Origin of the sequence: Peribacillus sp. V2I11 (genome assembly GCF_030817135.1) — a bacterium.
Lineage (GTDB): Bacteria > Bacillota > Bacilli > Bacillales > DSM-1321 > Peribacillus > Peribacillus simplex.
Map to the genome: position 1 here is coordinate 1 of NZ_JAUSYW010000002.1, position 13362 is coordinate 13362.

At 37.1% G+C, this 13362-nt stretch carries 11 protein-coding genes and 1 pseudogene; 3 read left to right on the plus strand and 9 right to left on the minus strand.

Going from position 1 to position 13362, the window contains the following annotated elements; genetic code table 11:
- Positions 1-876, minus strand: an 876-nt coding sequence (locus QFZ73_RS26585) for a helix-turn-helix domain-containing protein (RefSeq protein WP_307273244.1), incomplete at its 3' end; no start/stop codon positions are given.
- 364 nt (positions 877-1240) lie between these two features.
- Between QFZ73_RS26585 and QFZ73_RS26590 the strand changes: the two genes are divergently transcribed.
- The 3 genes and pseudogenes from QFZ73_RS26590 to QFZ73_RS26600 all read left to right on the plus strand — a co-directional run bounded on the left by QFZ73_RS26590 (position 1241) and on the right by QFZ73_RS26600 (position 3998).
- Positions 1241-2386: a tyrosine-type recombinase/integrase gene (locus tag QFZ73_RS26590; RefSeq protein WP_307273247.1), complete on the plus strand. Its 1146-nt coding sequence runs from the start codon at positions 1241-1243 to the stop codon at positions 2384-2386.
- A 424-nt stretch (positions 2387-2810) separates the two neighbouring features.
- Positions 2811-3189: pseudogene (locus QFZ73_RS26595) on the plus strand (recombinase family protein); the annotation flags it as partial.
- Between the two features lie 356 nt (positions 3190-3545).
- Entirely contained in the window at positions 3546-3998 is a 453-nt protein-coding gene (locus tag QFZ73_RS26600) for a VOC family protein (protein ID WP_053474663.1), read from the plus strand.
- Positions 3999-4985: 987 nt separating this feature from the next.
- Here the strand turns inward: QFZ73_RS26600 and QFZ73_RS26605 are convergent.
- From QFZ73_RS26605 to QFZ73_RS26640, 8 genes are all read right to left on the minus strand, one after another.
- Positions 4986-5360 carry a nuclear transport factor 2 family protein gene (locus QFZ73_RS26605; protein ID WP_307273259.1) on the minus strand — a complete coding sequence of 125 codons (375 nt, stop codon included), beginning with the start codon at positions 5358-5360 and terminating at the stop codon, positions 4986-4988.
- A gap of 102 nt (positions 5361-5462) precedes the next feature.
- The gene (locus QFZ73_RS26610; RefSeq protein ID WP_307273261.1) at positions 5463-6098 is read right to left on the minus strand and encodes an SDR family oxidoreductase; all 636 of its coding nucleotides are present in this window, start codon (positions 6096-6098) and stop codon (positions 5463-5465) included.
- Between the two features lie 223 nt (positions 6099-6321).
- Positions 6322-7065 carry an SDR family oxidoreductase gene (locus tag QFZ73_RS26615; protein ID WP_307273263.1) on the minus strand — a complete coding sequence of 248 codons (744 nt, stop codon included), beginning with the start codon at positions 7063-7065 and terminating at the stop codon, positions 6322-6324.
- A gap of 44 nt (positions 7066-7109) precedes the next feature.
- A complete protein-coding gene (locus QFZ73_RS26620; RefSeq protein ID WP_307273266.1) occupies positions 7110-8138 on the minus strand; it encodes an NADH:flavin oxidoreductase/NADH oxidase in 1029 nt (342 codons plus the stop codon).
- 239 nt (positions 8139-8377) lie between these two features.
- On the minus strand, positions 8378-9007 hold the full coding sequence (locus tag QFZ73_RS26625) for a fumarylacetoacetate hydrolase family protein (RefSeq protein ID WP_307273269.1): 630 nt from the start codon (positions 9005-9007) through the stop codon (positions 8378-8380).
- An 89-nt stretch (positions 9008-9096) separates the two neighbouring features.
- The gene (gene gdhA, locus QFZ73_RS26630; protein WP_307273273.1) at positions 9097-10479 is read right to left on the minus strand and encodes an NADP-specific glutamate dehydrogenase; all 1383 of its coding nucleotides are present in this window, start codon (positions 10477-10479) and stop codon (positions 9097-9099) included.
- A gap of 245 nt (positions 10480-10724) precedes the next feature.
- Positions 10725-11975, minus strand: a complete 1251-nt coding sequence (locus QFZ73_RS26635; RefSeq protein ID WP_307273275.1) for a dicarboxylate/amino acid:cation symporter — start codon at positions 11973-11975, stop codon at positions 10725-10727.
- 41 nt (positions 11976-12016) lie between these two features.
- On the minus strand, positions 12017-13186 hold the full coding sequence (locus tag QFZ73_RS26640; protein WP_307273278.1) for a pyridoxal phosphate-dependent aminotransferase: 1170 nt from the start codon (positions 13184-13186) through the stop codon (positions 12017-12019).
- Positions 13187-13362 lie beyond the last annotated feature (176 nt).

The following is a 13362-nucleotide window of genomic DNA, read 5'->3' on the forward strand; positions in this document are numbered from 1 at the left end:
CAAAGTAGGTTGGTGGATCGAGTATGATGACTTTAAAGTATAAGTTTTCATTCCTTCTTCATACGTCAACCACTTTTGGATATTGGGTAGGTAGAAACCAAATACATTTTCGTCATTACGAACCACACGTGCCTCTGGTATTTTAGACGAATGAAATCTTTGATACAAAGCAATGTCATTTTTTGAATCATAATATTCATATTTTTTTGGTCGCTGTGTTTCAGTTGGTTTGAGTGATTTCTCTGCTTCCTGATAGGCTGTTTCCGAAATTACATACGTGATTCTTTCATCACCATAAGGGACGGCCTTAGCTTTTATCGAACCATCTTGTATATACTTATAAACACTTTGTACAGATAATCCCAATTTCTTAGCAACCTCATTAGGACTCATGCCAGTAGGGAAAGATTGTTTTTCATATACTAATCGATCCACTTCCGCTTTTTGATAACGGGCCTCTCGATGTAATCGATGTGGGTCCAGAATCTTAATGATTTTCTTCTGCTTTCCATAATGGTAGACCGTTGCCTTGGATACGCCTAATAAATCAGCTACTTCTTTTTGTGTATACCATTCCACTTTATCCCCCTCCCATCCTTCTTGATTATCCGTTCCTGTTATGGGAACATCCCGTTGATTCCCATTCGTCAATTCCTCATGATACAAGACAGCTTCTGCCTGGCCAAATTTCACACGATATTGGAGACGGGGGTGTTCGATCACTTCCAAAATCACACCTTCTTTTTTTTCAAATTGTTTAAAGTAGTAAAAACTCTCTGGGTCTTCTTCTTCCGTACATGTTTGGAGAACATAAACCGTTTCCCCCATTTCATAAGATGCAGCCTGCGTTTTTTTTTCATGGTTTAGTTTATTCATTATTTGTCTATTCACCTTTCACCTTTTATCTTTTATTGTTATATGTATACTTATCTCAAGATTAACTATTTATTTCATATATCTATTATAATATATATATACTTTTAAATAAGTATAATTTTAAATTCTTTATATATAAACATTACATATATAATATTTGAATTTAACGATATTATTATAATTTTTGAATCTAATTTTATATTAATTAAGTTAAACCTAAATAAATGGAGGATTTATTTAGGTCTTCCATAATTAATTAACACTTGTAGTTTGTTATAATGTAAGTAGTATTCATGATATGGAAAGTACTAGATATACACGTTAACTTATTAATAAGTGAAATATAAAAGTGAGGGATACAGGTATGCATGAACTGATAGATAAATCGAAAGAGATTCAGAGCAGTGCATGGAAAAAAAGTCTGTCAGACATTTCGATCCACACGTTACAAGAACGATTAGATGCGACAGAAAAGAATGGGAAAGATCCTTTTTCCGATTTTAGCGATGTAGACATGCTACAGTGGTATCTTCATAGGCGAGAACATTTAAAACGGCAACATGAAAAGTCCACCCGTACCGTCCAAGCCTATGAGCGGGAACTTCTCCAATTTATTGAACAAATGCTCACTTATTCAGTGGAAATCAATGTAGACTTGGAAAAAGTTGTGGAGGGTTCCCTCTTTAAATCGCTATCCTCTCGCCACATTCGAAGATATCAGGAATGGTTATCGGAAAGAAGCCCTTATGTCTTAACAAAAGGAGCGTATTCCGTTGCCACATTATCCAGAAAGACAACCATCATTAAGAGTTTTTTGACATTCCTGTTCGAATCAGGCTATATCACGGAGCCCCTTCATGAAGGTTTCTTTAAAATCAATATTCGTAAAGATGATCGACCGAACCGTGATTTGGGACCGAAGGAAGTCATTCAGCTACTTGATTACTTCAGGGAAATCCACCACCCCATCGTTTTTTCGATCATTCATATCCTAACGATGACAGGCATGCGTAATGAAGAGTTTACAAGACTCCGAGTCAAGGATCTTCAATACGATTCCATTACCAGCACGTATTTTTTAGAGGTACTAGGTAAAGGAAATAAAAGAAGGCAAATCCCACTGAAAGAAAAAGGAATGAATAGCATTCGCATGTTCCGTTCAGCTAGAGGGCTCGACGATATAGATGCAGCAAAAGGAGAAGACCCGCTCTTTACGACCAATACCGGCCGTGCCTACTCTCCCTCCTATTTGTCTCAATACATAACAAAAGCCATTAAGGAGAGTGGATTGCCTTTTTTGAAGTTTCGTTCCTCTTCCATTGGTCCTCATACTTTCAGGCATGCTTTTGCCATCATTTCTCACTTAAATGGAGTGGATGTCTATCAGATTATGAAGAGTCTGGGCCATGAGCAGCTCTCCACTACAGAGATTTATTTGGAGAAGATTTTTGAAAAAGAACGACATGCGATTCATTTGTGGAAATCAGATGTGTTTGGGGAGTATATATAATAGAAGAAACTCGTCATAATTAGAGAAGTTTTTGCTTTTTTTTTGATTCCAATTGACTTAAAAGGTCCATTTATACATTGGTTTAAAGTTTGAAGATAGGAAAAATGGTCGAGATTTAATCGCTTGCTCTCATTGAATATATTGGCCGTAAAGAATGAACGAAAATAAATCCGCTGCCCATAGCCTACGGAGTGGGCTATCTACTAGTATAGCAATGATGGGAATGACCGGAATGACCGATATTGCTATCATGAAACAGCCGGAATAAAAAATGAGGGAGATGCTGGGACACGATATAAAAATGACGCTAGTAGCATCTTGAATAATATATAAGGTAAAAGACTCTTTCTTTTACCTTATATAGGGGTACCGTCAGGAAAATGGGCTTAGCGTTGTAAATCCGCATTTTCCTGACGGTACCCCTCGAATCACTCGAAGTACGCAGGATTTATTTGAATTAATTGATATAATACGAAGTAAAAAGGCAAGCTAAAATCAATCAAGGATTCATGGCTAGATTTATCAGAGGATAATCCATACAGCCAATTCTTAATTACAGTAATGGCTGGTGTTAACCAATTAGAGCGAGATCTTATCCGTATGCGTCAACGTGAAGGGATTGATCTGGCTAAGAAAGAAGGCAAGTGAAAGGCCAGTTAAAGAAATATCATAAAAATCACGCAGGAATGAATTATGCAGTAAAGCTATATAAAGAAGGAGGTATGACTGTAAATCAAATTTGTGAAATTACAAATGTTTCTAGGGCTTCATTATATAGAAAGCTGTCGGAAGGGAAACAATAATCGTTCCTTATTCCATTAAAGGGCCATTTAATGGAGTACAGGGCAGGAATATTTTGTGGGGAAGTCGAAGTTGTTTTATCGAATAGAAACTACGGTATCGAATTTTTGAAACTATTTGAACATGATGGCATTCACGAAATAAGGTTCACGAATATTCCAATAGTAGAGGGTTTACGAAGTGTTGTTCTTAACAAATACCTGAAAACCCAATTTCACATTTTCCTATACTGTGACTTTTCTTTGTTATCATGAACTGTGACAAGGTGTTTTTTGTTAGGAAGGAATTTGTAACTTTTTAATAGAATAATTATGAAGATGATCAGATAATAAATTTTTACACATAAGGAGATAAAACTATGGAAAAAAACAAATTACTAAGAATGGACAATGTCGGTATCGTTGTAGAATCCCTTGATGACGCAATCTCTTTCTTCGAGGAGATTGGCTTAAACCTCGAAGGGCGAGCCACTGTCGAAGGTGAATGGGCTGGTCGCGTAACCGGATTGGGTTCTCAGTGCGTAGAGATTGCTATGATGGTTACCCCAGATGGCCACAGCCGACTTGAACTTTCGCGATTTCTCACCCCACCTACTATATCAGATCACCGGACTGCTCCTGTAAATGCCCTCGGTTATCTACGCGTCATGTTTACCGTTGAAGACATTGACGAAATGGTATCCAGACTCACTAAGTATGGTGCTCAGCTCGTTGGCGAAGTGGTTCAGTACGAGGACTCGTATCGGCTCTGCTACATTCGTGGAACCGAAGGACTTCTAATAGGTTTGGCGGAACAACTCGGTAACAAATAAGTAAGTGACGTTTTATAAAAAGCCTTTACTGAAATATACATTACTGAAGTAAAAATTGAAACAGAAAAGCAGTGTGAAAGTATCTCGAAGAAGTCGGGTACGTCATATAACACAGCATTCACGCTGTGGGACTCTCCGAGCCCCTTGGTCGCCAGGAGAAGAAGCAGGGAACCAGATTCAGGCGACAACCCTGCGAGCCTAAGAACTTCGTTCTAAGTCTCGCAGGGTTCGTGAATGCAAAAACGTTATATGCCAATCCGTCTCGATTTGAAGAAAATTCTTATTCAATAAAAGGGCGCTTTAACGGAGCAACGAAAAAAGCCTAATTTCTCAAATATAAATGTTGAGAAATTGGGCTTTTTAATATGGTAATTTCCTTAACGTTGTAAATCCTCATTTTCCTGACGCTACCCCATATATTAGAAAAACTTGTCAAAGTCTGTTTGTGATTGAAATAAATCAGTGTTTTTAGGAATCTATGTAATAAAATAATTGGGCAATGGGTTTGGAAAATAAATTTATTTTTGACTGAGAGTTAATCTAAGACAATTGAATAAGCATTTGTAAAATAAAAATTCTAGTAAATGTCAATACCAGTATGTTTTTCTAATCTTACTAAATACGAATAGTGAGTATTTAGCTATTTTGGGATGCTATACATAATATATATTCTATCGAGGTTTATTTTAAAATAAACAAAATCTTTACAGAGGTACTTCCGACAATATAGTGTCTTAAACACCATAGCAAGGTCCTGCCCCCGAGAATTTGCTACATCAATAAAATTAAGCTTTACACTGTCGTAGGAATAGTAGTTATTCGTAATCTTCTTCCTGTCAAGGATGCCCATAACGTTGGTTTTGTCTTCTTCTTTACCCATCATTATTACCGATCTGACTGTATAAAAGGTTTTAATCCCCGTCCCAAAAATAGTGGACAGCCCTCTATTTTTGAGACGAGCTTATGATTCTATTTAGAAACTATTTTTTACGAATGCAGATGGAATAGTTTTGATATAATAATCCAATCACCGTCTAGTTTAAGTAATTGATGAAAATCAGTGTATGATTCGCCATAAGCATCGTTTTCTAAACTTACACGAACGGAAGCAATCGTTCCTTCAACATCTAAAATATCCACTCTCGATTTAAGATTCTTTGCAGGACCAGCTTTATCCATAAAGTCCCATAAGTTATCAATAGGTCCTCCTAAAAAGCCATCAGTTGTGTTGTAACCATACATCGTTGCATCTTTATGAAAAGCTTGCTTTACTACTTCTTTATCACCTGAAATAAGGCATTCAATATACTTATTCACTACTTTAATAATCACATCGTAATCTTTTATTGGTGTTTTGCTCATTTTTTCCTCAATCTCCTTTAAGTTATAAATAGTCTATTTAACGATAATAAAGTTTTCTAACTTAGGCTCGTTTTATTTGATTAGAACCTGGAAATGCTATTCTTATAAATTTCGCAAAGCATCTGCTATAGGAGTTTTACCATCGCTCATTGTGATGACTTTTCCAATGGTATTAGGATCTTGCAAACTTTGAACTAATGTGTCCACTACATTTTCTATGGCATTTTCACCAGGGTGATCAATATTGACATCTATATTTCCAGATCCAGACTCCTCTTTTAAAGCACCAGGCTGTAAGATTGTATAGTCTAACTTGGTATTATTAATCAGCCAATGGTCAGCAAAATGTTTAGCAATATTATAATTTGTTAAATCTTTTAGAAAAGCTTGATCCCACTTGTCTGGTTCAAGAGAAAATACGGAACTAAGCATAATAAATCTTCTTATCTTCTTACTTTCAGCAGCCCGCATCACATTGACAGCGCCATTTAAGTCAATCTTCAATAAATCTTTTCCTCTAGAACCAGCCACAAAGAAAATGGCTTCTGCGTCATACATATTTTTAGCTATTACGTCAGGGCTAGCTAATAAATCTATATGGGCATAACGAACATTGCTCGTATTGCTTGTGAGGTTATCTCTTCTCGTTCCTGCGTAAACAAAATGTCCTTTTTCAACTAGTTTATCAACAAGATGCGAACCTACTCGACCGTTCGCTCCTACTACTAATACATTCATTAAAAGAACCTCCTTGAAAATTAATTAAAAATAGTGCTTATCTCACAATTATAAAAAAATTATATTAATATGGTCAGACCATATTAATATAATTTAATACTCTTCAATTTAGTAAAAACTATAAATATAGAGCTCATTGTCTCATTCTAATAGACTAAATCAAGTATGGTGAATTACTTTTCTTTACTTTCGTAATCAGAAGTCTTTCTTACTAATTACTTTATTACCATTCTTGAGCTGTAGGTGTGACAATTACATCATTAATCATCACGTTCGCAGGCTTATTAACCACAAATCCAATTGTTTCAGCTACATAGTCTACGTCAATAGCTACCTTATTTAATTCTCCCAGTACAGATTTTACATCTTCATCTGTCACTGTATCTTGCCAATTAGTTGCAATGACACCTGGTGAGACTAAAACAGCTTGAATATTATGTTTGACCGATACCTCTTTACGTAGACTTTCGGTAATGGCTCTTACTGCATACTTCGTAGAACTATACACACCATGACCTTCACCAATCGCATGACCGGCAATAGAACCTACATTAATGATTTGTCCACTTCCTTGTTTCTTCATATGTGGAAGGACCGCAGCTACTCCATACAGCACACCTTTTATATTAAGGTCGATCATCGTTTCCCATTCGTCTACATGAGCGTTATCCCACATCGAGAACAACATCATCCCTGCACTGTTAATTAACGTATCAACTCTTCCGAATTTATCTACTGTAAAGTCTACGAGAGATTGTACCTCTTCTTTGACGGTAACATCTGTCACCTTGTAAGAAGCCTTCCCCCCTTCTTTATTGATTTGCTCTGCTAGACTTTTTAGTTTCTCTTCATTTCTGGCAGCTAGAACGACAGAAGCTCCATTTTTCGCAAGATAAAGCGCGGTTGCTTCTCCAATCCCACTTGAAGATCCTGTAATGATGACTACTTTGTCTTGAATATATGACATGTTCTATTCTCCTCCTTTAAGTTTTTATCTTTTTTCATTTCAACTTATCTTCTAAAACCATCTGCGTACTGTGTAGGCACAGTCGTTTCTTTTTTCAATGTAGCTGCAGCTTCTAATGCCCAGTGAGGGTTACGTAGCATGCCTCGGCCAACAGCGACTAAATCTGCTTCTTCATTTCCAATTACAGCATTTGCTAACGCAGGGTCATCTAATCTTCCCACTGCAATCACGGGAACACCCAGAGCTTTCTTGATTTCTCTAGCTAGTGGCACTTGGTAAGCTGCATGTGTACCCGGTTTTCCCCAAGCAGCAATAGGACCTTCCCCACCTGAAGAGATATCAAAGATATCCACTCCTGCTTTTTGGTATTCTTTCGCAAATTCAATACTTCCGTTGATATCATATCCACCTTCTACATATTCTTTGGCAGAAATACGCATCATTAATGGTATGTCTTCTGGAATTTCAGCTTTCGCTGCTTCAATTATTTCTCGACCAAACTTCGTAAGGTCTTTTCCATACTCATCTTCTCGTTTATTTGTTAATGGAGAGTGGAATTGATGAATCAAGTAGCCGTGAGCACCGTGAATTTCAATAACATCAAATCCAGCTTTTACCGCACGCTGTACTGCCTTACGGAATTTCTCCACCATTTCTTTGACTTCATCTGTCGAAAGAGCTCTTGGTGTTTTTGATTTTTCATCAAATGGAATAGCTGAAGGCGCAACCGGTAATTCTGCGTCTTCTGCTTTGCGGCCAGCATGAGCAATTTGGATGCCCACTTTTGCTCCGTAACGGTGACAAGCTTCTACAATGCGTGCTAGAGCAGGAATCTGTTCATCTGACCATAATCCTAAATCATAATCTGAAATACGACCATCTGGTTCGACATCTGTCATCTCAATCATAATAAAACCAGCACCACCGATTGCTCGATTTACATAGTGCAAGTAATGCCAGTCTGTCGCAATTCCGTCTTTATTTTCAACCGAATATTGACACATCGGTGACATGACAACACGGTTTTTTAATTCCAATCCTTTAAGCTTATATGGACTAAATAAATGTTCCATTCTAAAAAATCCCCCTTTTGATTTTCGAATAAATATATAGATCCTCACGCATGTCAAACTATACGATTTAGTGTTCATAACACGTATAAAATCAACATCTTTTAAATGCATGCGCGTGCATTTAATTTACAATAGCTTTTTCTCTTTGTCAACTTATACGTTTATCATATAAATTCAAAGGAGTAGCAACGCCGAGATATTTCCACATGAAAAAACAGTCAAAAATGACTGCTCTTTTTTCATGGATGTAGTGTGACTGAACAGCATCCAATTTCATTTCCACCCCAGTTTAGTGAAAGCTTGTCTTGATCTGAAAGAGGACCGACGCCACTTGGAGTACCGGTAAAAATAATATCTCCTTTCCCAAGCCCAAAATTCTCTGCCGTAAATTCTATAACGGTTTCTAAATCAAAAAGTAAGTCTTTAATATTTCCGACTTGTACACGCTCTCCATTTTTTATAAGGGAAAAATCTAATTGTTCACATGCTTCGACACCTGGAAAGGGAATAAAATCACTAACAACAGCTGAATTTTTGAATCCTTTAGCCAAAAGCCAAGGGTGCTGTTTTTGTTTTAACTGTGATTGAACATCTCTAAGTGTTAAATCCAACCCAATGGCCAAGGCATCTACTATTTCATCTACTTTCATTCCTGATTCGTACTGCTTTGCGATATGTATGACAAGTTCCGTTTCAAAGTGAACGGAACCTTGATTACTCGGCAACGTAATTGACTGACCATTTGCTTCTACAAGCGAATGAGTTGGTTTTAAAAATAATAAAGGGGAAGTTGGTACTTCATTATTTAACTCTTTTGCATGCAAGGCATAGTTTCGGCCTACACAATAGATATTTTTAACGTCTTTCATTATTAAACTCACTCTTTTCTTTTTAGAAATTTACTGGTTTTTTTTGAAAAGGCGGTCCATATGGGGCCGCCTTTTACATGATCTTACTTTTAAAGTATACCTTGAATCAACATAGCATCTGCTACTTTAAGGAAACCAGCAATGTTTGCTCCGACAACTAAATTGCCAGGCTCGCCGTATGTTTCTGATGCTTCTACACTGTTTTTATAAATGTTTTTCATGATACCGTGAAGTTTGGCATCGACATCCTCAAATGTCCAAGGCATTCTAGCACTGTTTTGGGCCATTTCAAGTGCAGAAACGGCAACGCCACCAGCATTGGCAGCTTTAGCGGGTCCGAATAAGATGCAATTATTAAGGAATATATCAATAGCCTCAAGGGTAGAAGGCATGTTGGCACCTTCACCTACTGCCTTCACGTTGTTTTTAACCAGCAATTTTGCTGCTTCCTCATCTATCTCATTTTGTGTTGCACACGGAAGGGCGATGTCACAAGAAACAGACCAGATCCCGTAACTCCCTTCATTGTATTCGGCTTCCGGGTGAGCAATGACATACTCACTCAGACGCTTTCTTTCTACTTCTTTTAAGCGTTTAACTGTATCTAGGTTTAGGCCATTTTTATCGTAAATGTAACCATTGGAGTCACTGCAAGCAACTACTTTAGCACCCAGCTGTGTAGCTTTTTCTATTGCATAAATAGAAACATTACCAGATCCTGAAACAACGACAGTGCTTCCGTGGAACTGTAAACCTTTATCTTTTAGCATTTCTTCGACGAAGTAAACCGTCCCGTATCCAGTTGCCTCTGTACGGGCAAAGCTTCCGCCATAACTTATCCCTTTACCAGTTAAAACACCTGCGTAATAGCTTCCTTGCATCTTTTTATACTGACCGAATAGAAAACCTATTTCTCTTGCTCCAACTCCAATATCCCCAGCCGGTACGTCCGTGTCTGGTCCGATATACCGACCTAGTTCTGACATAAAACTTTGGCAAAAACGCATGATTTCAGCGTCTGATTTTCCTTTTGGATCGAAGTCAGATCCTCCTTTTCCGCCGCCGATAGGTTGTCCTGTAAGAGAGTTTTTAAAGATTTGCTCGAAACCAAGGAACTTGATGATGCTAGCATTAACTGTCGGGTGGAAACGTAGACCGCCTTTGTATGGTCCAATTGCGCTGTTGAACTGCACGCGGAAACCACGGTTCACGTGTACATTCCCAAGGTCATCAACCCAAGGGACACGGAAGATAATCATTTTTTCCGGTTCCACGAGTCTTTCTAATATCCCATTTTTCATATAGGCAGGATGTTTTGCAAATACTGGAACTAATGAAAGGAAAATTTCCTTCACTGCTTGATGGAATTCACTTTCATGAGGGTTACGCTCTTTTACTTGTGCGTACACTTGGTTTACAAATTCTTTAGCCACTTGTAGATCATCTTTTCGGACTTCTTGTGATGTTACCATTTTTTTCACTCCTCTTTTTGTTATATAGTCTTGAAAATATATTATATAAAAAACATGCACCAAAGAAGGCGCTTACATTGGAATTAAGGCAAGTAGAAGGATATTAGAATCAAAGAAATATAATTTGAATATTTATCCCACGACCTCTTATATTCCGATAACATTTGTTATATGAAGTAACGAAAATGGATAGTATTAAATTTCTAACCTTAATCTATACCAAAAGGGGTAGCCTGCTTAAAGTCTTAAGAGCTTTTTATTTTCTCTTGTTCAGCAACTACGATTTCTTTTTTGTGAAACATTCCCTCCGATTTGGCTATTACTACTGTAGCCAAAGCATTCCCTACCACATTAGTTGCAGTTCGAGCCATATCCATTATAAAATCAACTGCCATAAGTAATGCAATACCTTCCATTGGCAACCCGATCACAACAGAAACACTTGTCAACACAACAATTACTCCAGAAGGAACGGAAGCAACACCCTTTGTAAGTAGCATAAGCAAAAGAATAATGTGAACCTGATCAAATACCGAGAGATGAATATCGTAGGCATTAGCTAAAAACAAAATAGCAGGAGCCATGTAGACCATTCCACCATCGAGATTAAATGAGTAGCCAAGAGGCAAAACAAAAGATACCACTGAATTTTTGACACCGTATCCTTCTAAACGTGCTGTAAGAGGGGCAAATACAGACTCGGAGCTCCGTGTTGTAAATGCAATTAATAATAAATCTTTTATTTCATTAATTAACTCCCAGTACCGAATACGGTAGATGCGAGCAATTATGGGGAAAATGATTAATAAAACAATGGCTAGTCCAGCATATGTAACTAAAATCAAATCAATCAGCGTACTTAATTTTTCGAAACCGTAAGTAGCCATACTATAAGCAATAGAGCCAAAAACACCGAGTGGAGAGAATTTAATTACATAATCTAAAACTTTAAACATTACTTTGGAAAGGGAATCAAGGACATCCTCTATTGGTTTTGCTTTTCCCTTTAGGGAACGTAAAGCCAAGCCAAAGAAAACACCGAAGTAGACAATGGCTAATATATTCCCTTCTGAAAAAGCTACAAATATATTGGAAGGTATTATGTGAAGAATAAACTCTCTAAAGTCAATTTTATTTACCTCAAGTTCCTCTAGAGCTTTCATATTTCCTCCTGATAAATCAGCTCCAACTCCAAGGTTCACTATATTGGCAAGCAGTAAAGACATAACGATGATTAAAGTTGTAACAATTTCAAAATAGAAAATGGCTTTAAGAGAAAGCCTTCCTAGTGATCCGGTTGATTTTATTTGAGCAATCCCTAGTATAATTAAGGGGAAAATCAATGGTACAATTGTCATTTTAATCATATGAATAAAAGCATCACCTAAAATTTTTGCTTCTATCCCTATGGTTTTACTTATCGATCCTAAACATAAACCTAATACAAGAGCAACGGAAATCTGGAGCCATAAAGGAATTCTTCTAAGAGCTTGCATTACCTATCCCCTTTCAATAGTAAGGTGTGGTTTGGTTGGTCTTACACCATCTTAGTAAGTGCTTTTTCGATGCGTCTTAATGCTTCCTCAAGTTCCCCATCGGACATAGCACATGAAATTCGAATATTATGCAAATAGCTAGAACCAAATGCTATTCCTGGAGTAACCGCTACCTTAGCTTCATCCAGAAGATAATTGGCAAGTTCAATTGAATCGAAATTGCGAAGTTTGATTTCTGGAAAAACATAAAAAGCGCCTTCAGGATGGGGACATATAACACCTGGAATTTGATTCAGATAAGTCACTACTTGATTCATACGTTTATCATATATGCGACGCATGAATTCTACTTCTTCATTCACTTCCTTCAGAGCTGTAATTCCTGCTTTTTGAATAAATGCTGGAGTGCATGTTGCGAGATGCCCTTGTATTTTAGATGCAGCAGGTACAAGTTCATTTGGCAGTGCCAAATAACCTAATCTCCATCCAGTCATGGCATGCCCCTTAGAGAAACTTTGTACTGTAATGGTACGATTTTCAAGTCCAGGTATAGTAGCAAGCGAAGTAAATTGATGTGTTCCATAAACCAACTTTTCATAAACTTCATCAGCAATAATAATTAAATCTTTCTCTATCACAACATCCCTAAGATTATGAATTTCCTCAATAGTTAGTACTCTACCAGTTGGGTTATTTGGGTTATTTACAATAATGGCTTTTGTGCGTTCAGTACAAGCAGCATCAAGTAACTCTTTTGTAAGTTTAAAATTATCATTAGGATCTAAATCTACTGAAATAGCGTGACCACCAACCATAGTTATTAACGGTTCAAAGCTTACCCATGCTGGATTGATAACTAATACTTCGTCACCAAGATTTATTATGCTTTTTAATGCAACATATAACGCTGGTTTTCCCCCAGCCGTTACAATTATTTGCGAAGGATCATAATTAACTCCATTTTCAGCCTTTAATTTATGAGCTATCTCATTACGTAACTCTGGAATTCCATTACTACTTACATAATGTGTCATGCCTGATTTCATAGCCTTTTCTGCTTCTTCTATAATTAATCTTGGTGTATTAAAATCTGGATCTCCTCCAGCGAGATTGATAATGTCATGCCCCTCTTGTTTAAGAAGAGTAACTTTATTTAAAATTGAAAGAGTTTTTGATTCTGGCAATGCTTGTAGCATAGTAGCACTTTGCAAATTAATACATCTCCTCATTCTTTATCAGGATAAATTTCTCGAAATATTTTCGGTAATGTACCTTAATATCTCTGCTTTTTAATCTAACTGCTGGCTGACATTTGTTTTCAACCTGAAAAATATGGTTTCTTTTATAAGAATTGCATCCTAACCATCTACTACGAACTGACAAATCC

Bases quoted from the DNA above. Each gene is read 5' to 3' on its own strand.
- QFZ73_RS26590 (WP_307273247.1), top strand. From the start codon at position 1,241: ATGCATGAACTGATAGATAAATCGAAAGAGATTCAGAGCAGTGCATGG.
- QFZ73_RS26600 (WP_053474663.1), top strand. From the start codon at position 3,546: ATGGAAAAAAACAAATTACTAAGAATGGACAATGTCGGTATCGTTGTA.
- QFZ73_RS26605 (WP_307273259.1), bottom strand. From the start codon at position 5,360: ATGAGCAAAACACCAATAAAAGATTACGATGTGATTATTAAAGTAGTG.
- QFZ73_RS26610 (WP_307273261.1), bottom strand. From the start codon at position 6,098: ATGAATGTATTAGTAGTAGGAGCGAACGGTCGAGTAGGTTCGCATCTT.
- QFZ73_RS26615 (WP_307273263.1), bottom strand. From the start codon at position 7,065: ATGTCATATATTCAAGACAAAGTAGTCATCATTACAGGATCTTCAAGT.
- QFZ73_RS26620 (WP_307273266.1), bottom strand. From the start codon at position 8,138: ATGGAACATTTATTTAGTCCATATAAGCTTAAAGGATTGGAATTAAAA.
- QFZ73_RS26625 (WP_307273269.1), bottom strand. From the start codon at position 9,007: ATGAAAGACGTTAAAAATATCTATTGTGTAGGCCGAAACTATGCCTTG.
- gdhA (WP_307273273.1), bottom strand. From the start codon at position 10,479: ATGGTAACATCACAAGAAGTCCGAAAAGATGATCTACAAGTGGCTAAA.
- QFZ73_RS26635 (WP_307273275.1), bottom strand. From the start codon at position 11,975: ATGCAAGCTCTTAGAAGAATTCCTTTATGGCTCCAGATTTCCGTTGCT.